The 21,761-nt window shown below is 73.1% G+C and carries 18 protein-coding genes and 1 pseudogene; 5 read left to right on the top strand and 14 right to left on the bottom strand.

The window, feature by feature from the left end; genetic code table 11:
- Positions 1–35: 35 nt before the first annotated feature.
- Together ACIP4Z_RS25690 and miaA are read right to left on the bottom strand one after the other, a co-directional pair.
- Positions 36–554, bottom strand: a complete 519-nt coding sequence (locus ACIP4Z_RS25690) for a hypothetical protein (RefSeq protein WP_355338786.1) — start codon at positions 552–554, stop codon at positions 36–38.
- Positions 555–659: 105 nt separating this feature from the next.
- A complete protein-coding gene (gene miaA, locus ACIP4Z_RS25685) occupies positions 660–1,574 on the bottom strand; it encodes a tRNA (adenosine(37)-N6)-dimethylallyltransferase MiaA (RefSeq protein WP_355338191.1) in 915 nt (304 codons plus the stop codon).
- Between the two features lie 120 nt (positions 1,575–1,694).
- Between miaA and ACIP4Z_RS25680 the strand changes: the two genes are divergently transcribed.
- A complete protein-coding gene (locus ACIP4Z_RS25680; protein WP_401311855.1) occupies positions 1,695–1,931 on the top strand; it encodes an antitoxin in 237 nt (78 codons plus the stop codon).
- A 75-nt stretch (positions 1,932–2,006) separates the two neighbouring features.
- Here the strand turns inward: ACIP4Z_RS25680 and ACIP4Z_RS25675 are convergent, their stop codons facing one another.
- On the bottom strand, positions 2,007–2,744 hold the full coding sequence (locus ACIP4Z_RS25675; RefSeq protein WP_401311852.1) for a hypothetical protein: 738 nt from the start codon (positions 2,742–2,744) through the stop codon (positions 2,007–2,009).
- A 99-nt stretch (positions 2,745–2,843) separates the two neighbouring features.
- Entirely contained in the window at positions 2,844–4,331 is a 1,488-nt protein-coding gene (gene miaB / locus ACIP4Z_RS25670; RefSeq protein WP_391163799.1) for a tRNA (N6-isopentenyl adenosine(37)-C2)-methylthiotransferase MiaB, read from the bottom strand.
- A 112-nt stretch (positions 4,332–4,443) separates the two neighbouring features.
- Here miaB and ACIP4Z_RS25665 point away from each other — a divergent pair, with 112 nt between their 5' ends.
- The gene (locus ACIP4Z_RS25665; protein ID WP_401311848.1) at positions 4,444–5,460 is read left to right on the top strand and encodes a TAXI family TRAP transporter solute-binding subunit; all 1,017 of its coding nucleotides are present in this window, start codon (positions 4,444–4,446) and stop codon (positions 5,458–5,460) included.
- A 97-nt stretch (positions 5,461–5,557) separates the two neighbouring features.
- Here the strand turns inward: ACIP4Z_RS25665 and ACIP4Z_RS25660 are convergent, their stop codons facing one another.
- Together ACIP4Z_RS25660 and ACIP4Z_RS25655 are read right to left on the bottom strand one after the other, a co-directional pair.
- Positions 5,558–7,048 carry an ATP-binding protein gene (locus ACIP4Z_RS25660; RefSeq protein WP_401311845.1) on the bottom strand — a complete coding sequence of 497 codons (1,491 nt, stop codon included), beginning with the start codon at positions 7,046–7,048 and terminating at the stop codon, positions 5,558–5,560.
- Positions 7,049–7,066: 18 nt separating this feature from the next.
- On the bottom strand, positions 7,067–7,834 hold the full coding sequence (locus tag ACIP4Z_RS25655; protein WP_355338173.1) for a response regulator transcription factor: 768 nt from the start codon (positions 7,832–7,834) through the stop codon (positions 7,067–7,069).
- Positions 7,835–8,133: 299 nt separating this feature from the next.
- On the opposite strand from ACIP4Z_RS25655, the gene ACIP4Z_RS25650 reads away from it, so the two are divergent.
- On the top strand, positions 8,134–9,852 hold the full coding sequence (locus tag ACIP4Z_RS25650) for an FAD-dependent monooxygenase (RefSeq protein ID WP_391052253.1): 1,719 nt from the start codon (positions 8,134–8,136) through the stop codon (positions 9,850–9,852).
- Positions 9,853–10,049: 197 nt separating this feature from the next.
- Here the strand turns inward: ACIP4Z_RS25650 and recX are convergent.
- From recX to ACIP4Z_RS25635, 3 genes and pseudogenes are all read right to left on the bottom strand, one after another.
- Positions 10,050–10,664, bottom strand: a pseudogene (gene recX, locus ACIP4Z_RS25645) (recombination regulator RecX); the annotation flags it as partial.
- Positions 10,618–11,751: a recombinase RecA gene (recA, locus tag ACIP4Z_RS25640; protein WP_355338167.1), complete on the bottom strand. Its 1,134-nt coding sequence runs from the start codon at positions 11,749–11,751 to the stop codon at positions 10,618–10,620. The pseudogene recX and the gene recA, both read right to left, overlap by 47 nt.
- 237 nt (positions 11,752–11,988) lie before the next feature.
- Positions 11,989–12,183, bottom strand: coding sequence for a DUF3046 domain-containing protein (locus tag ACIP4Z_RS25635; RefSeq protein WP_188286122.1), 195 nt, complete (start codon positions 12,181–12,183; stop codon positions 11,989–11,991).
- A 100-nt stretch (positions 12,184–12,283) separates the two neighbouring features.
- Here ACIP4Z_RS25635 and ACIP4Z_RS25630 point away from each other — a divergent pair, with 100 nt between their 5' ends.
- Positions 12,284–13,186: a hypothetical protein gene (locus tag ACIP4Z_RS25630; protein ID WP_391163794.1), complete on the top strand. Its 903-nt coding sequence runs from the start codon at positions 12,284–12,286 to the stop codon at positions 13,184–13,186.
- A 94-nt stretch (positions 13,187–13,280) separates the two neighbouring features.
- Here the strand turns inward: ACIP4Z_RS25630 and ACIP4Z_RS25625 are convergent, their stop codons facing one another.
- Genes ACIP4Z_RS25625 through ACIP4Z_RS25615 form a run of 3 tightly spaced genes read right to left on the bottom strand, consistent with a single transcriptional unit; the run spans position 13,281 to position 15,332 of the window.
- Entirely contained in the window at positions 13,281–13,607 is a 327-nt protein-coding gene (locus ACIP4Z_RS25625) for an AzlD domain-containing protein (RefSeq protein ID WP_355338161.1), read from the bottom strand.
- Positions 13,604–14,479 carry an AzlC family ABC transporter permease gene (locus ACIP4Z_RS25620; RefSeq protein ID WP_401311838.1) on the bottom strand — a complete coding sequence of 292 codons (876 nt, stop codon included), beginning with the start codon at positions 14,477–14,479 and terminating at the stop codon, positions 13,604–13,606. Before ACIP4Z_RS25620 ends, ACIP4Z_RS25625 begins: the two co-directional genes overlap by 4 nt.
- 4 nt (positions 14,480–14,483) lie before the next feature.
- Positions 14,484–15,332, bottom strand: coding sequence for an AraC family transcriptional regulator (locus ACIP4Z_RS25615; RefSeq protein WP_355338155.1), 849 nt, complete (start codon positions 15,330–15,332; stop codon positions 14,484–14,486).
- A 105-nt stretch (positions 15,333–15,437) separates the two neighbouring features.
- Here ACIP4Z_RS25615 and ACIP4Z_RS25610 point away from each other — a divergent pair, with 105 nt between their 5' ends.
- The gene (locus tag ACIP4Z_RS25610; protein ID WP_401311834.1) at positions 15,438–20,081 is read left to right on the top strand and encodes an ATP-dependent helicase; all 4,644 of its coding nucleotides are present in this window, start codon (positions 15,438–15,440) and stop codon (positions 20,079–20,081) included.
- A gap of 235 nt (positions 20,082–20,316) precedes the next feature.
- Here the strand turns inward: ACIP4Z_RS25610 and ACIP4Z_RS25605 are convergent, their stop codons facing one another.
- Together ACIP4Z_RS25605 and ACIP4Z_RS25600 are read right to left on the bottom strand one after the other, a co-directional pair.
- Positions 20,317–20,913 carry an ankyrin repeat domain-containing protein gene (locus ACIP4Z_RS25605; protein ID WP_401311831.1) on the bottom strand — a complete coding sequence of 199 codons (597 nt, stop codon included), beginning with the start codon at positions 20,911–20,913 and terminating at the stop codon, positions 20,317–20,319.
- Positions 20,914–21,045: 132 nt separating this feature from the next.
- Positions 21,046–21,612, bottom strand: coding sequence for a heme-binding protein (locus ACIP4Z_RS25600; RefSeq protein WP_401311828.1), 567 nt, complete (start codon positions 21,610–21,612; stop codon positions 21,046–21,048).
- Positions 21,613–21,761: the final 149 nt, after the last annotated feature.

Raw genomic sequence — 21,761 nt, 5'->3', positions numbered from 1 at the left:
GGCGACGGAGGAGGACGGGCTGGTGGGCGGGGCCGTCAGCGCAGCCGGGCGACGCGCCATACGGCGAGCACCGCCAGCAGGGCGATCAGCGCGGTGTACCCGGCCACGTAGCGCCAGTCGACACGGGCGCCGGAGCCGCGGGCGGGCAGGCCGGGCCAGGTGTAGCCGACCCGGCGGGCGGCCATCAGGCCCCACCCGGCGGAGCAGCAGCACAGCAGAAGGCCGAGCATGGCGACGACAGGTCCCGCGTCGCCGGATTCGAAGGCGAGGGGGAAGGCGAACATCAGCGATCCGCTCACCGCGAGGGCGATGATCGGGGCGAGTTGCCAGATCCGCAGTCGGCGCTGGGGGCGCAGCTCGCGGAAGGACTGGCCCTCCTCCATCGGCGGAAGGGGCTCGATCGCTTCCAGGGAGCCGAGGGAGTCCAGGGGCTCGAAGGGCTCCAGGGTGTTCCTCGACTCGGGGATCGCGCCATTGCGCGGAAACTCCGGGGGAATCTGGGCTTCCGCCGCGGGGTCGCGCCCGGCTGGGGTGTCGCGTGGGCCGGCTTCCATCGCCACGCGCCCTCCCGATTCTCCGACACCGTAGCTAGATGCTCGATGATGGCACGGTCGACCGGCAGGTCCGGGACGCCGGAGCGTCCCGATGCCATCACGTGATCAGGCTGTAACCGCTTCTTGGAGCAACGTCAGCGCCTGGTGCGCGAGTTCCGTGCCGCGGGCCGTGAGCCAGTGCACACGCGGGTCGCGGCGGAACCACGAGTCCTGACGGCGTGCGAAGCGCTTGGTGGCGCGTACGGTCGTGGCGCGGGCCTCGTCCTCGGTGCACTCACCGGCCAGTGCGGCGAGCACCTGTTGGTAGCCGAGCGCGCGGGAGGCCGTACGTCCTTCGCGCAGCCCCGCGGCCTCCAGGGCGCGGACCTCGTCGACCAGACCGGCCTCCCACATGCGATCGACGCGCAGGGCGATGCGTTCGTCGAGTTCGGGCCGGGGGACGTCGACGCCGATCTGGACGGTGTCGTAGACGCCCTCGGGGCCGGGGAGGTTGGCGGCGAAGGGGCGGCCGGTGATCTCCACGACTTCGAGGGCGCGGACGATCCGGCGGCCGTTGCTGGGCAGGATGGCGCGGGCGGCCTCGGGGTCGACCGCGGCCAGCCGGGCGTGCAGGGCGCCGGAGCCGCGCATGTCGAGTTCGGCCTCCAGGCGGGCCCGGACGGCCGCGTCCGTGCCGGGGAACTCCAGGGCGTCGATCGCGGCGCGTACGTACAGGCCGGAGCCGCCGACCAGCACCGGGACGCGGCCCTCGGCGTGCAGCCGGTCGATCTCGACGCGGGCGAGGCGCTGGTAGTCGGCGACGTTGGCGGCCTGTGTCACGTCCCAGATGTCCAGCAGGTGGTGCGGCACGCCCTGGCGTTCGTCCGGGCTGAGCTTGGCGGTGCCGATGTCCATACCGCGGTAGAGCTGCATGGAGTCGGCGTTGATCACCTCGCCGTCCAGGATCCGGGCCAGGGCCACGCCCAGATCGGACTTCCCGGCTGCGGTCGGGCCGACGACGGCGATCACACGGTTCTTCACGTGGCCAGTCTCGCAAACATTGGCCGCTGACCTCGATCGATTGGCGTGAAGCAGGCCAGGGCGGGCACAGGTATGGTCGGGAACAGGGCGGGGGATTCACGATGTTTGGGAAGGTGCCGCATGGGCCTCAAGGACACGTTCAAGGACAAGCTGGGTTTGGCGAAGAGCAAGGCCGGCGACTTGGCGCAGCAGCACGGCGGCAAGATCGAGTCGGGGCTGGAGAAGGCGGCGCACACCGTCGACTCCAAGACCTGCGGCAAGTACAGCGACAAGATCGGCACCGGGGTGGACAAGGCCAAGGGCGCCTTGGGCAATCTCAAGGACAAGAGTGGCAAGGACGGCGACGCGACAGCCTGAGCGCCCTGCCGTAGGACGTCCGAGTCGCGCGTCCGGGCGGGGGCTCCGGGTCAGGTGTCCGCGTAGCCCTCCGGCTCAGGTCCAGGTCGCCACGGCGTAGCCCACGCCGTACGGCGCCGCCTCGTACAGCAGCTCCCCCGCCAGGCCCGCGCCCTGTGCCGCGCCCGCGAGCACCTGCCACGGCGCCCGGCCGGACACCTTCAGCGCATCGGCCAACTCCGCGTCCAGCGCGGTGAGCGCGTCGGTGTCGGCCGCCGCCAGGGCCGCGGTCACGGCCACGTCGAAGGGCTCGGCGCGCTCGTCCAGGTAGCCGGGCGCCTTGACCGTACGGCAGGCGCTGCCGTCCCCCATCACGAGCAGGGCGACGCGTCCCGCGGCCTCGGCGACAGCGCGGCCCGCGGCGGCGCAGTGCGGCTGTTCCAGTTGCTCGCCGACCCCCAGCCCCTCGACTGGTGCGGCGTGCCAGCCGCGCAGCAACCAGGCGGCCACGGCGAGCGAGGGCGGCAATGTGCGTGCGGGCTCAGCAGCGGGCTCGGCCGTGACGTCGGCGTCCGCGCCGCGTTCCGATCCGAGGCGGACGTCCAGCGCGACACCGAACGGCCGGAAAGAGCCCGTGGAGCCCTCGGCGAAAGCACCGCGGTGCGGCCGGTCCGCCGGACCGATCACGACCAGCCGGTCGGGCCGGGAAGCGGCCAGGACGCCGATGGCGTCGGCGCAGGAGGCCCGCAGAGCGTCGAGTTCGGGTGCGGCGCCTGCCGCCACCTCCGGGACCAGCAGCGGCGGGCAGGGACAGACGGCAGCGGCGACCAGCATGATCGAAACCTTACCGGCGCGGCCTCGCGGATAGACGGCCGTCGCCGGACAACGGCGTCGGCACGTTCGGCCGCGCACCGGTGTCCGGGACCGCGCGCGTCACTGGACGCTGCATCCGCCCAGCGACACCGGCTCCGTCACGGCGGGCGCGCCGATCGTCGGCAGGCCCAGCATCACGCCCGTGCCGGTTGCGGCCGGGGCCGCGTTGCGCCGCTCCCACGCGTCGCCCGCCCGCGTACGGCGTACGGCGGCGGCGGGCTTCTCCGCGAGCAGATGGTGCGGCGCGGCGTAGGTGATCTCGACGGTCACCATGTCTCCGGGCCTGACCGGCTCGTCCGGGCGCTCGAAGTGCACGAGGCGGTTGTCGGGCGCGCGGCCGGACAGCCGCCGGGTGGCGTCGTCCTTGCGGCCCTCGCCCTCGGCGACCAGCACCTCGATGGTGCGGCCGACCTGCTTCTTGTTCTCCTCCCAGGAGATCTCCTCCTGGAGCGCGACCAGCCGCTCGTACCGCTGCTGGACGACGGCCTTAGGGATCTGGCCGTCCATCTCGGCGGCGGGGGTGCCGGGCCGCTTGGAGTACTGGAAGGTGAAGGCCTGCGCGAAGCGCGCCTCGCGCACCACGTGCAGGGTCTGCTCGAAGTCCTCCTCGGTCTCGCCGGGGAAGCCCACGATGATGTCGGTGGTGATGGCGGCGTCCGGCATCGCGGCGCGCACCTTCTCGATGATCCCGAGGTAACGATCCTGCCGGTACGACCGGCGCATCGCCTTCAGCACCGTGTCGGAGCCGGACTGGAGCGGCATGTGGAGCTGGTGCATCACATTGGGCGTCTCGGCCATGGCGGCGATGACGTCGTCGGTGAAGTCGCGCGGGTGCGGCGAGGTGAAGCGGATCCGCTCCAGGCCGTCGATGGTGCCCGCGGCGCGCAGCAGCTTGCCGAACGCCTCCCGGTCGCCGATGTCGGAGCCGTACGCGTTCACGTTCTGGCCGAGCAGGGTGACCTCGACGACGCCCTCGGAGACCAGGGCCTCGACCTCGGCGAGCACGTCGCCGGGCCTGCGGTCCTTCTCCTTGCCGCGCAGGGCGGGGACGATGCAGAAGGTGCAGGTGTTGTTGCAGCCGACGGAGACCGCGACCCAGGCAGCGTACGCGGACTCGCGGCGCGAGGGCAGCGTCGAGGGGAAGGTCTCCAGCGACTCGACGATCTCGACCTGGGCCTCTTCGGCGATCCTGGCCCGCTCCAACAGCACCGGGAGCTGCCCGATGTTGTGGGTGCCGAAGACGACGTCGACCCAGGGGGCCCGCTTCACGATGGTGTCGCGGTCCTTCTGCGCCAGGCAGCCGCCGACGGCGATCTGCATGCCGGGCCTGGCGGCCTTCTTCGGTACGAGCTGGCCGAGGTTGCCGTACAGCCGGTTGTCGGCGTTCTCCCGCACCGCGCAGGTGTTGAAGACGACGACATCCGCGCCGTCGGCGTCGGAAGGCGCGCGGACATACCCCGCGTCCTCCAGAAGGCCGGACAGCCGCTCGGAGTCGTGGACGTTCATCTGGCACCCGTAGGTGCGGACCTCGTAAGTACGCGCGCTCATAACAATCACCCAGAGTACGTGGTCGCCGGGGCCCGGCGCCCCCGCCTTCCCGGGACCGGCCGCCGCCGACCGCCCTTCCCCGATTCCCGCCCGGCTGGCAGGATCCCCATGCATGGACCTCCCCCGCCCCGTCGTACGCCTGCGCGATGCCGCGCTGGGCAGGCGGCGGCGCGTGCTCCAGGCGCTGCTGGCCGGGGTCTCCGTGCTCGCCCTCCTGCTGTGGTGGCTGCTGCCGAACGCGGGGCCTTCGTATCCGCGGGCGCCGATGTCGCTGGCCACCGGGGTCGCCAGCGGGGTGTACGAGAAGTACGGGCTGCTCCTCAAGGGCGATCTGCACACCGCGCTGCCGGGAGTGCGGGTCAATCTCGTGCACACCGAGGGCTCGGTCGACAACATCAAGCGGGTGGCGTCAGGACGGGCGGACTTCACCATCGCCGCGGCCGACGCCGTCGCCGATTACAACGGTCCAGGCAAGGACCAGTTGCGCGCCTGCGCCCGGCTCTACGACGACTACATGCAGCTTGTCGTACCGAGCAATTCGACGGTGCGGTCCGCGCGCGATCTGCGCGGGCTGCGGGTCGGGGTCGGCCAGGCGGACTCCGGGGTCAATCTGATCACCAGGCGGCTGTTCGCGGCGGCGGGCCTGGACATCACCAAGGATGTGGACGCGATACCGGTCGGCATCGACCAGGCGCCCGCGATGCTGCGCGACAAGCAACTGGACGCGTTCTTCTGGTCGGGCGGGCTGCCGACCGCCGCCGTGGCCGAGATGGCGCACTCCTCGCCGGGCATCAAGCTCGTCCAACTCGGCGACCTGGTGGCGAAGCTGCATTCCATGGGACCGCAGATGGCGTACTACCGGCAGGCCGTGATGCCCGCCGACGCGTATCCGCAGGCGCAGAAGGGGCAGGCGATCGCCACCATCGCCGTCGCCAATCTGCTGGTCACCACGGACCGCGCGAACACCGGCCTGGTCGAACGGCTCACCCGTGCGGTGATCGACAGCCGGGACGCGATCGGCAAGGAGGTGCACGCCGCGCAATTGGTGGACCTGCGGACCGCGGTGTTCACCGATCCGCTGCCGCTGCATGTCGGCGCGGAGCGGTACTACCGGTCGGTGAAGCCGTAGCGGGTGCTCCGCCGCGACCTCGGCCGCGCCGCGCGCTCACCCCGCCGCGCACTCCGTGGTCATGATCAGACGGTCGTACGATCCGACAACCGGACGGTCACACCCCGACCGGCGCCGTCCTCGGCACCGTCAGGATGACCTCCAGGCCGTGCGGATCGCGCCGCCCGTAACTGATGGCGCCGCCGCCCTGGCTCAGCAGAGCGCGGGCGATGGACAGGCCGAGGCCGGAGCCGTGCACATTCTGGTGCCGGGCGCTGCGCCAGAAACGATCGCCGATCCTGGCGAGTTCCTCGTCCGTCAGACCGGGGCCGCTGTCGGCGACGGAGATCGCGGTGCGCTGGTCGTCCGCCGCCACGCGCACATGGACGGCCTCGCCGCGCGGGGTGAATTTGATCGCGTTGTCGATCACCGCGTCCAAGGCGCTGGACAGCGCGACCGCGTCGGCCCACCCGGTCACCTTGAGCGCCGCCCGCTCCCCCGCGCTCTCGCCCGCCCGCTCCCCCGCGCTCTCACCTCCCCGGTCCTCCGAGTCCTCCCCCTCCACCGTGAACTCCACGGAGATTCCCGCCTGGTCGGCGACGGGTCGCCAGGCCGCCGAGCGGGTACGGGCGAGCGCGGCGAGATCGGTGACGGCCAGATGACTGCCGGAGCGTTCGGCGAGCGCCAGGCCCAGCAGGTCGTCGAGCACCTGGGCGAGCCGGTGCCCCTCCTCCTTCACCGCCTCGGCCTCGTCGTGGCCGTCGGGCAGCTCCAGGCCGAGCAATTCGATCCGCAGCAGCAGTGCGGCGAGCGGATTGCGCAACTGATGCGACGCGTCCGCCACGAAGGCCCGCTGCTGGTCGAGGACTTCCTCGACGTTGTCGGCCATCTCGTTGAACGAACGGACCAGGCGGCGGAGTTCCGGCGGGCCGCCCGCCGTTCCGACACGCGACTTCATCCGGCCGGTCGCGATGTCGTGGGTGACGCGGTCCAAGGTGGCGACCGGAAGCAGCACCCAGGCGGTCAGGCGGACGGCGAAGAGCACGGCGATGGCCATCGCCGCCAGTTCCCCGGCCGCCAGCAGCAGCCAGCCGTGCAGGATGCGGGAGCGCAGCGCGCCGGTCGGCGAATCGGTCACGACGACGGCGACGACGTCCCCGTCCCGGACGATCGGCGAGGCGATGGCGAGTTTGCGGGTCTGCCACGGCCACACCTGGCGGGGGTCGTGGGTGCGGCGGCCGAGCAGCGCCGAGTTGTAGGCGTCGAACAGCTCGCCCTCGTCCGGCACCTTCCAGTCGCCGGGCGCGGCGGCCATCGCGGTGCGGTCGCGGTAGAAGACTCCGGCGTCGATGCCGTACAGCTCTTTGTAGCGGGTGAGTTCGGTGCGCAGGGTGTGCAGCCGCTCGTCGTCGGCGCTGTCCACGGCGGTCTGTTCCTCCCGCGCGGTGACGTACTGCGCGAGCGCCGCGAAGCGCGTGGTGTCGTCGATGCGGTCGACCACGACGCGCTGCTGCTGGGACGCGGCCTGGCTGGCGGCCAGCGGGAAGCCGAGGGCCAGCAGGACACCGGCCATCAGCACGATGAGCAGCGGGAGCAGGCGGGAGCGCAAGGTGGTGGCCTCGACGGGTCAGCCGACGGGGACGACGAGCCGGTATCCGACCCCGCGCACCGTCTCGATCATCGCCGGGGTCCGCAGCTTGGAGCGCAGGGACGCCACATGGACCTCAAGGGTGCGACCCGTACCCTCCCACGCGGTGCGCCACACCTCGCTGATGATCTGCTCCCTGCGGAAGACGACACCCGGCCGCTTGGCGAGCAGCGACAGCAGATCGAACTCCTTGCGGGTGAGGGCGATCAGATCGCCCTCCACGGTGACGCGGCGGGTGGACAGTTCGATGGTGACCGTGCCGAGCAGCAGTTTGGCGCTCTCCTGCGGGCCGGTCTCGCCGGTCCGCGCGGCGGCCAGCACTCCGGTGCCCGCGACGGTCGCGCCGGTGGCCGTCGGCCCGGCGGCGCCTTGCGCGTTCAGCGGCGGGCGGCGGCTCACGGCGTGGATCCGCGCCAGCAGCTCGCCCGTGTCGTACGGCTTCACCACGTAGTCGTCCGCGCCCAGGTTGAGGCCGTGGATCCGGGAGCGTACGTCGGCCCGCGCGGTCACCATGATCACCGGGGTCGCGGTACGGCGGCGTATCCGGCTGCACACCTCGAAACCGTCCTGGTCGGGCAGCCCCAGGTCGAGCAGGACACAGTCGTACGCGGGGCCGTCGCCGGGCAGCAGCGCCTGGATCGCCTCCTCGCCGCTGCGGGCGTGCCGCACGTCGAAGCCGTGCTTGCCGAGGACCGCGGAGAGGGCGGAGGCGACCCTGTCGTCGTCCTCCACGAGGAGCAGTCGCATCGTCAACCTCCCTGTTCATCCGGTCTTATGATCATTTCGGCTGATCGTGTTGTTCGTGTGCGGTAGCGGTACCTGTGGACCGAATCCACGCCGATCGGCACGGGGTGCGTCAAGGCCCTACCGGCTCGCGCGGTGGACCGTTACCGACCCGGTACGCACCGGAGGTGCTCGAGGGCGCGCATGGGGCACGGAGGGCGCGTGGAGCGGCGCACCGCGCCGAGGCGGGACCGTCGCTTGACGTGGGAAGGCGCAGTGGGTTGCATACGCTTTGTGACCGCACTTCTTCCGGGGGCCTCTCCATGGACCCGGTGATCGTCGCGGGGGCGGGTCCCGTGGGCCTGGCCCTCGCCCTCGCTCTGGCCCGCCGCGACGTCCCCGTCATCGTCCTCGACGAGGCGGAGGCGCTGACCGATGCCGACGGGTTACGGCGCCCACGCACCGCGGTCCTCGGCCCCGACACGGTCGCGTTCGTCGAACGGCTCGGCTACGCCGGTGTCCGCGGCGACGGAGCCTCCTGGTCGGCCTGGCGCACATTGCGCCGTCGTACAGAAGTGCTGCGCGTCGAATTCGGACCGCAGGACTCCCCCACGCACATCGCGCAGCACCAATTGGAGCGCGGCCTGCGCGACGCGCTGCTCGCCTGCGGGTCGGTGCGGATCGTGCCGGGCTGCCGGGTGGACGCATTCGAGCAGGACGGTCTCGGGATCACCGTGCACACCCGCGGGTCGCACGACACCTGGTGGCGCGGCAGTTTCCTGGTCGGCTGCGACGGTCCCCGTTCGACGGTCCGCAAGCTGACGGGCGTACGTTTCCCCGGCCGCACCGCCGTCGACCGGCACGCGGTGGCGGTGATCCGCGCGGAACTCCCCGAACCGGGTGTGGCGTTGCTGCACCGCGACCCGCCGGGGGCGCCCGCGGGCCAGGAGGTGACGGCCCGTCCGTTGCCGGACGGCCTGTGGCGGCTGGACTGGCTGCTGCCCCCGCAGGGACGGCTGCTCACGTCCGACGCGCTGGTGGAACGGCTGCGGTCCACGCTTACCGCCTGGTGCGGCAGCGTCGTCCCGTACGAACTCGTCGGCTCGGCCGACTATCCGGTGCACCAGCGGCTGGCCAGGCGCTGGCGCAGGGGGCGGGTCTTCCTCGCGGGGGACGCCGCACACCTGATGGGCGCGCTCGGCGCGCAGAGCGTCGAGGAGGGGCTGCGGGACGCGGAGAATCTGTCCTGGAAGCTCTCGCTGGCCTGGCACGACGGCGCGTCGAAGATACTGCTGAACAGCTACGAGGCGGAGCGGCGCGGGGCGGTCGGCGCCCGGTTGCGCGCCACCGACCAGGCGCTTCCGCTGCTGCGGGCCAGTGGCGCGTGGCAGACGGTACGGCACGCGGTGCTGTCGGGCTCGGCGCGCGGCCAGGCGGAGCTGCTGACCGACAGCCATCTCGGCCGGGGGTCCGCCGCCGCGTCCTCGGTCTACGGGCGCTCGCCGCTCGCGCTGCCCGCGCCGCGCTCCGGAGGCGGCAAGTCCGGGCCGTCGCCGCTGGTCGCCGGGTGCGACACGCCGCCGGGCGGTGCGGTGACCGATGTGTCGGTGACCGCGCTCGACGGCACCGTCGGACGGCTGCGGGACCGGCTCGGCCGGGGGTTGATCGTGGTGCTGATCGCGCCCGGTACGGGGGTGTGGGACAGCCGTCACTGGCTGACCGCCGGGCTCATGCCCCGGCTCGCCTCCGCGGTCGCCGCGCTGCCGACCCGCGCGGAGTTGGTCGTCGCCGAGACGTATCCGGGGGCGACCGCGCACAGTGTGCTGCTGATCCGGCCGGACGGACGCCTGGTCACGGCGATGGTGGGCTGCCGCCCCGCGGAGCTGTACTCGTACGCCGACCTGGCCCGCGGCGGTCCGCCGGTGCCGGCGGGCAGTGAAGGTACGGAGCCGGACTCCGACGACGGTGACGGTGACGGTGACGGTGAAGGCGGCGGGCCCGGCGGCGCGGCGGGCACGCGGGTCAGCGGGCACACCCGGTAGCAGCCGGGCCGGGCACGCCCTGCCGGACGGTCACCGTCAGCCCGCCGGGCTGCCGGTCACCGGCACCGCCTCCCTTGGTGGATGGTCCCGGTGCCGGACGGCGGGGCGGTTTTGGGAGGCCCTGGCGGCAGGGCGACGTCCGGTGGCGGGGCCTTCGTACTCCCTCGCCTTCCAGGATTCCGCCGTCCTCGCCGCCGTCACTCCCACGGCTCCTCTTCGAGCTCCTCCTCGACGCCCTCGGCGGCGAGCGCTTCCCGGACCACCCGGAGGGCCAGGCCCTCGGAGTAGCCCTTGCGGGCGAGCATGCCCGCGACGCGGCGGATCCGCTTGTCGCGGTCCAGCCCGCGGGTGCCCGGCAGCCTGCGGCGTACCAGCTCGCGGGCGGTCTGCTCCTCCTGGTCGTGGTCGAGCAGTCCGACCGCTTCGTTCACCAGCTCCGCGTCCACTCCGCGGTGGCGGAGCTCCTGCGCGAGGGCACGGCGGGCGAGACCCCGGCCGCGGTGCCGGGACTCCACCCAGGAGTTGGCGAACGCCTGGTCGTCGATCAGCCCCACGTCCTGGAAGCGTTCCAGGACGTGCTCGGCGACCTCGTCCGGGATCTCGCGCTTGCGCAGGGCGTCGGCGAGCTGCCTGCGGGTGCGGGGCGTCCCGGTGAGCAGGCGCAGACACAGCGCCCGCGCCTGCTCCTCGGGATCGAGCGGCGGCTCTCGCGAGGCCCTCGACTCGGAAGAGCCGCCGCGCTCAGGGGACCTGCGCGCCACGGCGTCAGGCCTTGGCGGCGGTCGCCTTGGTCGCCTTCGCGCCCTTGGGCGCGGGGACCTCGGCCTTGGGCGCGTCGGTCTTGGCCACGGCCGCGGGTCCTGCCGCGTCCGCCCCGGGCTGTGCGCCCGGCGCCTCGACCTTCGGCACGCCGACGCCGAGCTTCTCCTTGATCTTCTTCTCGATCTCGTCCGACAGGTCGGGGTTGTCCTTCAGGAAATTGCGCGCATTTTCCTTGCCCTGACCGAGCTGGTCGCCCTCGTACGTGTACCAGGCGCCGGACTTGCGGACGAAGCCGTGCTCGACGCCCATGTCGATCAGGCCGCCCTCACGGCTGATGCCGTGGCCGTAGAGGATGTCGAACTCGGCCTGCTTGAAGGGCGGCGCGACCTTGTTCTTGACGACCTTGACGCGGGTACGGTTGCCGACCGCCTCGGTGCCGTCCTTGAGGGTCTCGATCCGGCGGATGTCGAGCCGGACGGAGGCGTAGAACTTCAGCGCGCGGCCACCGGTGGTGGTCTCCGGCGAGCCGAACATCACACCGATCTTCTCGCGGAGCTGGTTGATGAAAATGCAGGTGGTCTTGGTCTGGTTGAGCGCGCTGGTGATCTTGCGGAGGGCCTGGCTCATCAGACGGGCCTGGAGACCCACGTGCGAGTCGCCCATCTCGCCCTCGATCTCGGCCCGTGGCACGAGGGCTGCCACGGAGTCGACCACGATGAGGTCGAGAGCGCCGGAGCGGACCAGCATGTCCACGATCTCCAGCGCCTGCTCGCCGGTGTCCGGCTGGGACAGGATCAGATTGTCCGTGTCGACGCCGAGCGCCTTGGCGTAGTCGGGGTCCAGCGCGTGCTCGGCGTCCACGAACGCCACCGTGCCGCCCGCCCGCTGGGCGTTGGCCACCGCGTGCAGGGTGAGGGTCGTCTTACCGGAGGACTCCGGGCCGTAGACCTCCACCACTCGGCCGCGCGGCAGGCCACCGACGCCGAGTGCCACGTCAAGAGCGGTCGATCCGGTGGGGATGACTTCGATGGGTTCGTTCGGCCGGTCGCCCAGGCGCATGACCGCGCCCTTGCCGAACTGCCGTTCAATCTGCGCGAGCGCGGCGTCGAGCGCCTTCTCGCGGTCGTTTCCTGCCATGGGCTCCACCCGGGATGTCTGGTTCGATCGCTTCACGTCCACGACGCTAGCGCCTGGCACTGACAACGCGCCCGGCCGTCGCCCCGTGCTGTGGATAACTCCGGCGGAAACACGCTTCGTCACCACGGAAATCCACCCGGCACAAGCCATAAGAATGGATGTTCGAATTTGATGTCAAGCGACCCGCCGGGGGTGTCGGGCCACTCCTGAATCCGTCGCTCCGCTCGCGACGCCGCGTCAGCGCTTGGCGGCGGGCACGTCCATCGAGGCGCACACCGCGCGCCAGACGTCCTTGGCCTCCCAGCCGTCGTCCAGCGCCTGATGCACCGTACGGCCGCCCAATTCGGCCATCACATGGTCCCGCGCGAAGGAATCGGCGTACGCGTCGCCGAAGTGCGCGCGCATCCGCTCCCAGAAAATCGTCAACCGCATGACTGCCAGTATCCCGCGCCCGCACGCGTACCGTCACACAGCCGGGTGGCTCCTCGGCTCAGCCGTGTTCAGGCCGCCGCGCACGCCCTAGGGTGCGCGCATGCCAGCAACCCCGCTAGGTCGCGCCGAGCAGTTCGTGTGGCTCACCGCCCGTGTGCTCGAGCAGCGCAGGTTCGCCTTCCACTTCCTCGACGGCGACGGCGACGCGGTCGAGACCGCGCTCGACGCGTACCGCAATGACGACGCCGGATACGGCCACGCGCTGGAGCCCGACCTGCGCGGCCCGGTGAGCCAGCCGCTGCACGTGGCGTACGCGCTGCGGGTGCTGGACGAGATCGACCGGTGCAGGGGCGGCAGGGCCGAGCGCATCTGCCGCTATCTGACGGCGTGCTCGACGGCGGAGGGCGCGCTGCCCGCGGTCGACGCGTCCTTGCGCGGCTATCCGTACGCGCCCTGGATGCGGATCTCCGACGACCCGCCCGGTGACCTGCTCGCCACCGGGCCCGTGGTGGGGCTGCTGCGCCGCAACGAGGTGTGGCACGCGTGGCTGTTCAGGTCGACGGACTTCTGCTGGGCGGCGATCGACGCCCTGGACCGGACGCATCCCTACGAGGTGCTGGCCTCGCTGGCGTTCCTGGCCTCGGCGCAGGACCGGCCGCGTGCGCAGGGCGCGGTGGAGCGGCTGGGACGACTGGTGCGAGAGCAGGGTCTGGCGCTGCTGGAGCCCGAGCGCGCCGGGCGGGTCGCGCCGCCGACCGGATACGCGCCGGGCGAACACCACTTCGCCCACGACTTCGCGCCCTCCCCCGACTCGGCCGCCCGGTCGTGGTTCACCGACACCGAGATGGAACGGTCGCTGGACCATCTCGCGGGGCAGCAGGGCGACGACGGCGGCTGGCCGATCACCTGGCGCGAGTGGGCGCCGGGCTCCGCCCTCGAAGGGCGGCCCATGGTGACGATCGAGGCGCTGCGGACGCTGCGCGCGTACGGCCGTCTGGGCTGACGGCGAGGCCGCGCGGGTAAGGGGCGCTGATCCAGGTGCCCGGTCCTTACGCCGGTGACCGGGCACCGGATGTCGCGGAGGACCGGCCCGTGGCTCACATGCCGGAAACGGCCCGTACGGCCGCGGTCACGACGACGGCCGCGGCCACCACCACGAGGAAGGGCGCCCGCAGCAGGAGGGCGACGGCCGCTGCCGCGAGCCCGGCCGAGCGCGCGTCCACGGCCAGCCGCAGTCCGCTGGTGCCGAAGGTCTGGAGGGCGGTGAGCGCGGCGAGGAGCGCGATGGGCACGAGCGCGGCGAGGCGCTTGACCACGGGGCGTTCCAGCAATCCCGCCGGTACGGACAGGCCCAGCAGTTTGACCGCGTAGCAGCCGAGGGCCGTCACGATGACGGCGATCCAGGTACTCGCTCCTGTGCTCATTCCGCTGTCTCTCCCTCTTCGCGTGCCGGTGCCGATGCCGATGCCCGTGCTGGTGCCTTTGCTGGTGCCTGTGCTGGTGCCCGTTCCGGCTTCCGTACGGTTCCTGACGCGTCCTCTCCGGTGCGCTTCGCGCGGGTGACGGCCAGGACGAGGGGCGCTGCCAGGGCGGCGACCAGGACCGGGACTCCGGCGGGCAGGAGTGGCAGGCAGACAAGGCCGAGGAGGACGGCGACCGCGGCGACCGCCCGTTCGGCGCGCCCCTTGACCATGGGGGCGAGGAGCGCGAGGAAGACGGCGGGGCCTGCCGCGTCCAGCCCCCAGGAAGCGGGGTCGCCGAGCGCCGAGGCGCCCAGGGCGCCGATGAGGGTGGTCAGATTCCACAGGGCGTAGAGGCTGCCTCCAGTGACGGTGAAGCCCAGCCGCGCGGAGGCGCGGTCCGTCTGCGCCAGCGCGACCGCGGAGGTCTCGTCGATGACCCACTGCGCGGCCAGCGGCCGTATCGCGGCGGGCAGGCGGAGGAGTTGGGAGAGCCGGAGCCCGTAGAAGGCGTTGCGGGTGCCGAGGAAGAAGGCTCCTGCGGCTGCCGCGAAGGGGTTGCCGCCCGCCCCCAGGGCGCTGACCAGGGCGAATTGCGACGCTCCGGTGAACACCAGCAGGGACAGGGCGCAGGTCTGGGCGAGTGCGAGCCCGGCTCCGGCGGAGGTCACGCCGAAGGCGAAGCCGGAGAGCCCGACGGCGACGCCCACCCCGAGGGCGTCGCGGACGACCTGGGCGCGCGCGGAGCGTGGCTGCCGGTCCGCCGGCCCGGTGGATTCTCTGCGGTCGGCGGATTCCGCGGGTTCTGTGGCTATCGGATGTCCCGTCACCCGCATGAGGCTAGGGACGGCGGGACGGCGGGTCTTGTACGTTCTTGCGCTCGCGTTGGTAGGCGCCGGGCGGGACGCCGACGATCCGGGCGAAGTGCCGGTTGAGGTGGGGCTGGTCGGTGAAGCCGACGGCGGCGGCCGTGTCGGCCGGGCTGACGCCTGTGTCGAGCAGGCGGCGGGCGGCCCTGACCCGCTCGCTGGTCAGCCAGGCGTGCGGCGGCAGCCCGTAGGCGGCCTTGAAGGCGCGCAGCAGGGCGAAGGGGCCGGTGCCGACCTCACGGGCCAGTTCCTCCAGGCTCGGCGGGGCCGCCAGGCGGGTGGCCAGCAGGTCGCGGGCGCGGGCCGCGACGCCCGCGCCCGCGACGGGCGCGGGTCCGAGGGCCGCGGAGTTCGCGTGGCGGGCGAGCATCCGGGCGACGACGAGGCGCAGCTGCGTGTCGGCGGCGAGCGCGTTGTCCCCTTCGGCGGCGCGGTGGACGTCGGCGATCATGCGGGCGGTCACGGGGTCGTCGAGCACCGAGGCGTTGAAGGAGGGGGTGCCGCGCAGCGCCGTGGTCTCCGCGGCGACGGCGGCGACCACGGCGGGCGAGGGGTAGAGGACCCGGTAGCTCCAGCCCTCCTCGACGCCCGCGTAGGCGGTGTGCGGGGTCTCGGGGTTGATCAGGACGACTCCGCCCGCGCCCGCCCGTTCGGCTCCGCCGGGCAGCCCGATGCCCTCGACGCCTCCGGTGACCGCCGCGATCACGTAGCTGTCGTGGGCGTGCCGGGTGAAGGTGTGCCGGACATAGCGGGCACGCAGCAGGTCGACTCCGGGCAGTCCGGGGTGTTCCCAGTACCTGGCCTGCTCTCGCACCGTCACACGGCCATTGTGGACCGGTGGCGGGCCGGGGCGTCCAGCGAGTTATCCACAGGCTGAGGGGTCGGCTGCCGCGCGGTGTCGGTGCGGCGAGGCAGGATGGATGCCATGTCCAGTCGCAGCAGTCTCGACGCGTTCTCCCCGGCCACCCGCGCGTGGTTCACGGGGGCGTTCAGCGAGCCCACCGACGCCCAGGCCGGGGCGTGGTCGGCCATCGCCGAGGGCTCCGACGTGCTGGTCGTCGCGCCGACCGGCTCCGGCAAGACGCTGGCGGCCTTCCTCGCCGCCCTGGACCGGCTGGCCAGCACCCCGCCGCCCGCCGAGGCCCGCCGCCGGTGCCGGGTGCTGTACGTGTCGCCGCTGAAGGCGCTCGCGGTGGACGTCGAGCGAAATCTGCGCAGCCCGCTCGCCGGGCTGCGGCAGGAGTCGGTACGGCTGGGACTGCCGGAGCCCGAGGTCCGGGTCGGCATCCGCTCGGGCGACACGCCTCCGGCGGAGCGGCGGGCGCTGGTGACCAGGCCGCCGGACATTTTGATCACCACCCCCGAATCGCTGTTCCTGATGCTCACCTCCGCCGCGCGGGAGGCGCTGAGCGGGGTCGAGACGGTGATCCTGGACGAGGTGCACGCGGTCGCGGGCACCAAGCGCGGGGCGCATCTGGCGCTCTCCCTGGAGCGGCTGGACGAGTTCCTTGACCGGCCCGCCCGCCGGATCGGGCTGTCGGCGACCGTGCGGCCGGTGGACGAGATCGCCCGCTATCTGTCGCCGCGCCGCAAGGTGACGATCGTCCAGCCGCCGTCGCAGAAGCGGTTCGACCTGTCGGTGGTCGTGCCGGTGGAGGATCTGGGCGAGCTGGGCGGCTCCCCGGTGGCCGAGCACACCGGGCCGGCGGCGGGTCCCGCCGAGCGGGCCTCGATCTGGCCGCATGTGGAGGAGCGGATCGCCGACCTGGTGCAGGCGCACCGCTCCACGATCGTCTTCGCCAATTCGCGCCGTCTGGCGGAGCGGCTGTGCAACCGGCTCAATGAGATCGCCTACGAGCGGGCCGAGGGCGAGGCGCTGCCCGAGGCGCACTCCCCCGCCGAGATCATGGCCCAGTCCGGTGCCGCCAAGGGCACGCCGCCGGTGCTGGCCAGGGCACACCACGGCTCGGTGTCCAAGGAGCAGCGGGCCCTGGTGGAAGAGGACCTGAAGGCGGGGCGGCTGCCCGCGGTCGTCGCGACCTCCAGCCTTGAGCTGGGGATCGACATGGGCGCGGTCGATCTGGTGGTGCAGGTGGAGTCGCCGCCCTCGGTCGCCTCCGGTCTGCAACGGGTCGGGCGCGCGGGGCACCAGGTGGGAGCGGTCTCCACCGGGGTGGTCTTCCCCAAGTACCGCGGTGACCTGGTGCAGTCCGCCGTGGTGACCGAGCGGATGCGGCAGGGCGCGATCGAGTCGCTACGGGTGCCCGCGAATCCGCTGGACGTGCTGGCCCAGCAGATCGTGGCGATGACCGCGCTCGACACCTGGGACGTGGACGACCTGCTGGCCCTGGTGCGGCGTGCGGCGCCGTTCTCGGCGCTGCCCCACTCCGCCTACATCGCGGTCCTCGACATGCTGGCCGGGCGCTACCCCTCGGACGCCTTCGCCGAACTGCGCCCGCGCCTGGTGTGGGACCGGGTGGCGAACACGGTGACCGGACGCCCCGGCACCCAGCGGCTCGCCGTCACCTCCGGCGGCACGATCCCCGACCGCGGGCTGTTCGGGGTGTTCCTGGCGGGCTCCGACCCGAAAAAGGGCGGCGGCCGGGTCGGGGAACTGGACGAGGAGATGGTGTACGAGTCCCGGGTCGGGGACGTCTTCACCCTGGGCACCACCTCGTGGCGCATCGAGGACATCACTCGCGACCGGGTCCTGGTCTCGCCCGCGCCGGGAGTGCCGGGACGGCTGCCGTTCTGGAAGGGCGACCAGCTCGGCCGCCCGCTCGAACTCGGCCGTGCGCTGGGCGCGTTCCTGCGCGAGGTGGGCGCGCTGGCACCGGAGCGGGCCAGGGAGCGGCTGACGGCGGCCGGTCTCGACACCTGGGCGACGGACAATGTGCTGTCGTATCTGGCCGAGCAGCGGCAGGCGTGCGGTCATGTGCCGGACGACCGGACGATCGTGGTCGAGCGGTTCCGCGACGAGTTGGGCGACTGGCGGGTCGTCATCCACTCCCCCTTCGGCGCGCAGGTGCACGCGCCGTGGGCGCTGGCGCTCGGCGCGCGGCTCCAGGAGCGCTACGGCCTGGACGCCCAGGCGATGCACGCCGACGACGGGATCGTGCTGCGGCTGCCGGACGCCGACTTGATGGGCCTGGACCTGCTGGACTCCGATCCGGTGCTGCGCGGAGCGGAGTTCGACCCCGAGCAGTCGCCGGTGGGCGCGGCGGATGTCGCGTTCGACAAGGGCGAGGTCGAACAGCTCGTCACCGATCAGGTGGGCGGCTCGGCCCTGTTCGCCTCCCGGTTCCGCGAATGCGCCGCACGCGCCCTGCTGTTGCCGCGCCGCGACCCCGGAAAGCGCACCCCGCTGTGGCAGCAGCGCCAGCGCGCCTCGCAACTGCTCCAGGTCGCCTCGGAGTTCGGCTCCTTCCCGATCGTCCTCGAGGCGGTCCGCGAATGTCTTCAGGACGTCTTCGACGTGCCGGGTCTGGTGGAGCTGATGGGCGACATCGAGGCCCGCAGGGTGCGGCTGGTCGAGGTGACCACACCCGAGCCCTCGCCCTTCGCCCGCTCGCTGCTGTTCGGCTATGTGGCGCAGTTCCTCTACGAGGGCGACTCGCCGCTGGCGGAGCGGCGGGCCGCGGCGCTGTCGCTGGACTCGCGGCTGCTGGCGGAGCTGCTGGGCCAGGCGGAGCTGCGCGAGTTGCTGGACGCCGATGTCCTGGCCGAGTTGGACACCGAATTGCAGTGGCTGACCGAGGACCGGCGGGTGAAGAGCGCCGAGGGGGTCGCAGATCTGCTGCGGGTGCTCGGACCGCTGACCGGCGCGGAGTTGGCCGCGCGGGGCGCGGAGCCGGGGTGGGCGGAGGAGCTGGAGACGGCAAGGCGGGCGATCCGGGTGCGGATCGCCGGGGCGGAGCACTGGGCGGCGGTCGAGGACGCGGGGCGGTTGCGGGACGCGCTCGGTACGGCGCTGCCGGTGGGCGTGCCGGTGGCGTTCACCGAGCCGGTGAGGGACCCGCTGGGGGATCTGCTCGCCCGGTACGCGCGCACGCACGGGCCGTTCACGACCAAGGAGGCGGCCGGGAGATTCGGCCTGGGCGCAGCGGTGGCGGACGGGACGCTGCAACGGCTGACGGCGGCGGGCCGTACGGTGCAGGGCGAATTCCGGCCGGGCGGCGCGGGCCAGGAGTGGTGCGACGCGACGGTGCTGCGGCGGTTGCGGCGCCGCTCGCTGGCCGCGCTGCGGCAGGAGTTGGAGCCCGTGCCGCCCGCCACGCTCGGCGTCTTCCTCCCGCAGTGGCAGCACGTGGGCACGCACAGCCTGCGCGGTCCGGACGGGCTGGTGCGGGCCGTGGAGCAGTTGCAGGGCGCGTCCGTACCCGCGTCGGCGCTGGAGAAGCTGGTGCTGCCGTCCCGGGTGACGGGCTACAACCCGGCGATGCTGGACGAGTTGACGGCCTCCGGCGAGATCCTGTGGGCCGGGGCGGGCGCCCTGCCGGGCAAGGACGGCTGGGTGTCGCTCTACCTCGCCGACAGCGCCCCCCTGCTGCTGCCCGCCCCGCAGCCGTTGGAGCTGTCCCCGCTGCACGAGGCGGTGTTGGCCGCGCTGTCCGGCGGCTACGGTCTCTTCTTCCGGCAGATCGCCGAGCAGGTGCGGGCCGCGGGGCAGGACACCACCGATCCCCAACTGGCCGACGCCGTCTGGGACCTGGCCTGGTCGGGACGGCTCACCAACGACACCCTGTCGCCGCTCAGGGCGCTCCTCGGCTCGGGCCGCACGGCGGGTTCCACCGCACACCGGGCACCGCGGGCCGTTCCGCGCGGTCGGTACAGCTCGCTGGCGACCCGCGCCCCGCGTGCGACGGCGTCCCGTTCCGGTCCGCCGACCACCGCGGGCCGCTGGTCCCTCGTACCGTCCGCCGAGCCCGACCCGACGCTGCGGGCGCACGCCCTCACCCACACGCTGCTCGACCGGCACGGCGTGGTCACCCGGGGCGCGGTGGCCGCCGAGGGCGTCGCGGGCGGCTTCTCCGCGGCCTACCGGGTGCTCGCGGCCTTCGAGGAGACCGGGCAGGCCCGGCGCGGCTACGTGGTGGAGGGACTGGGGGCGGCCCAATTCGCCATGGACGGCGCCGTTGACCGGCTGCGCGCCCTGAGCACGGCGCGCGACCGCGAGGAGGAGCACGCCTCCCGCGCCCGTACGGTGGTGCTCGCCGCCGCCGACCCCGCGAACGCCTATGGTGCGGCCCTCCCCTGGCCCGAGCAGCCCGCGGGCGTCACCCACAAACCGGGCCGCAAGGCCGGCGCCCTGGTCGTCCTCATCGACGGAGAGCCCGCCCTCTACGTCGAGCGTGGCGGCAAGACGCTGCTGGCGTGGCCCGACGACGAGATACGTCTCCAGGCCGCCGCGGACGCGCTGGCGCTGGCCGTCCGCGAGGGCGCGCTGGGCCGCCTCACGGTGGAGCGGACCAATGGTGAGTCGGCCCTCACCTCGCCGCTCGGCCGTGCTCTGGAAGCCGCGGGCTTCCACGCCACTCCGCGGGGCCTGCGCCTGCGGGACGGCGGATAGAGCCCGGTCGGACGCAGGGCGGCGGAAGCAGCGGGCCACTGCGTGGGGCAGTCGTGGCGGGCCGGGACCTCGACCTGGCCCCCCCGGGAGTCGCCCCGGTCTGCGGGCCGCCCGGACGCACCCGCCGCCGGGCGCGTCTCGCCCCGCCCTGGGCGACCGGTCGCGGGCTCGCCGCAGCCGGTCGCCCGCCCCGGCGGGGCGGGGACCGGCGAGGGGGCTGGGGCCGGGGCCTGCGTCAGGTCGCGGCGCGGAGTTGTTGGGCGATGGCGTCAAAGCCACGGCGTTCGGCGTGCTGGAGAGGGGTGACGCCGTCGGTGTCGGGGAGGGAGGGGGAAGCGTGGGCGGCGAGGAGGAGTCGGACGATTTCCTGGTGGTCGGGACCGCCGTCGCCGAGGATGACGGCTTCGAGGAGGGCGGTCCAGCCAAGGCGGTTGACGTGGTTGACGTCGATGTCGGTCTCGGCGAGGACGGCACGGACGTAGGCGACGTGGCCGCGTTCGGAGGCGGGGATGACGGAGACGCCGCCGTAGCGGTTGGTGAGGGTCAGGTCGGGGTGCGCGGGCAGCAGGGCGCGCATCATCTCGACGCTGCCGGTCACGCCGGTGACCAGCCAGGGGGTGTCCTGGCGGTAGTCCCGCGCGTTGGGATCGGCCCCGGCGGCGACCAGCCTGCGGGCCGCCTCGGGGTGGTCGGCGAGTGCGGCGAGCAGCAGCGGGGTGCGCCGTTGGTCGTCGCGGGTCTCGATGTCCGCGCCCGCGTCGAGCAGGGCGGTCACCTGCTCCGCGTCGCCGCAGTGGGCGGCGTCCAGCAGCCTGGTGTTCAGGTCGGCCATGCCGGTGTCTCCTCCTTCTCCGGAAAGCTTCTCCGGGTTTTCCCGCTTCTCCGGCTTCTCCGGTGCTTCGGGCTTCCCGCACGTCTCACGTCTGTCGGGCGCCGGGGTGATTGTCCCCCCGCCCGTCGGCCTTCAATGGCGGAGCGTTGCTGCTCCCGCCCGGGCGAACTGCTCGTCCTGGTCCCCGCTGGGCGCGCCCGCGACGCCGACGGCCGCGACGGGCCCGCTCGTGGCCGTGACCGGAACGGCGCCCGCGAGGAAGAGCGTGCCGGGGATGTCCTTGAGCTGCGGAGTCTGCTGGAGGCGCTGGGAGAGTTCGGAGGTGGGGGCGTTCCAGGACACGGCGGTGTACGCCTTGCGCTCGGCGGACTCGTACGACTGCGGTCCCGCGCCGTCGCCGCGCAGGGTGACGACGGTGTTGCCGTCCCGGTCGACGACGGCGACGGTGACGTGCTGGCCGGCGCGGTTCGCGGCGTCGAGGGCCGCCTGCGCGGCCTTCGTCGCGGCGGCGGTGGTGAGCCGGTCGACCTGACGGGTGTCCTTGCTGTTCGCGGCGGCGCTCGCCGAGGCGGGGGCGGCCTTGCCGGACGCGGCCGGGGCGGCGGCGGTCGCAGAGACGGCGCCGAAGGTGGCCGCGCCGACGGCTGCGACGGCCACGGCACCGGTCAGGACGCGGGTACGGGAGGACATCTTCTTCATGGACGTTCCAACTCCTCGGGTCTGCGGGACCACCTTCGCGTTCCCGCCTCTGCCTTCGATCCTCGGGCCGGACCGGGGCCGCGCCGGTCCGCGATACGGCTCGCCCGCACGGGCATGATGGAGGACAGGCGGGTCATCCGATCGGTCGA

Source organism: Streptomyces sp. NPDC088910, assembly GCF_044749865.1.
In the GTDB taxonomy this organism is placed as follows: domain Bacteria; phylum Actinomycetota; class Actinomycetes; order Streptomycetales; family Streptomycetaceae; genus Actinacidiphila.
Note: the sequence above shows the minus strand (reverse complement) of the source record. Positions and strands in the feature narration are given on the sequence as shown.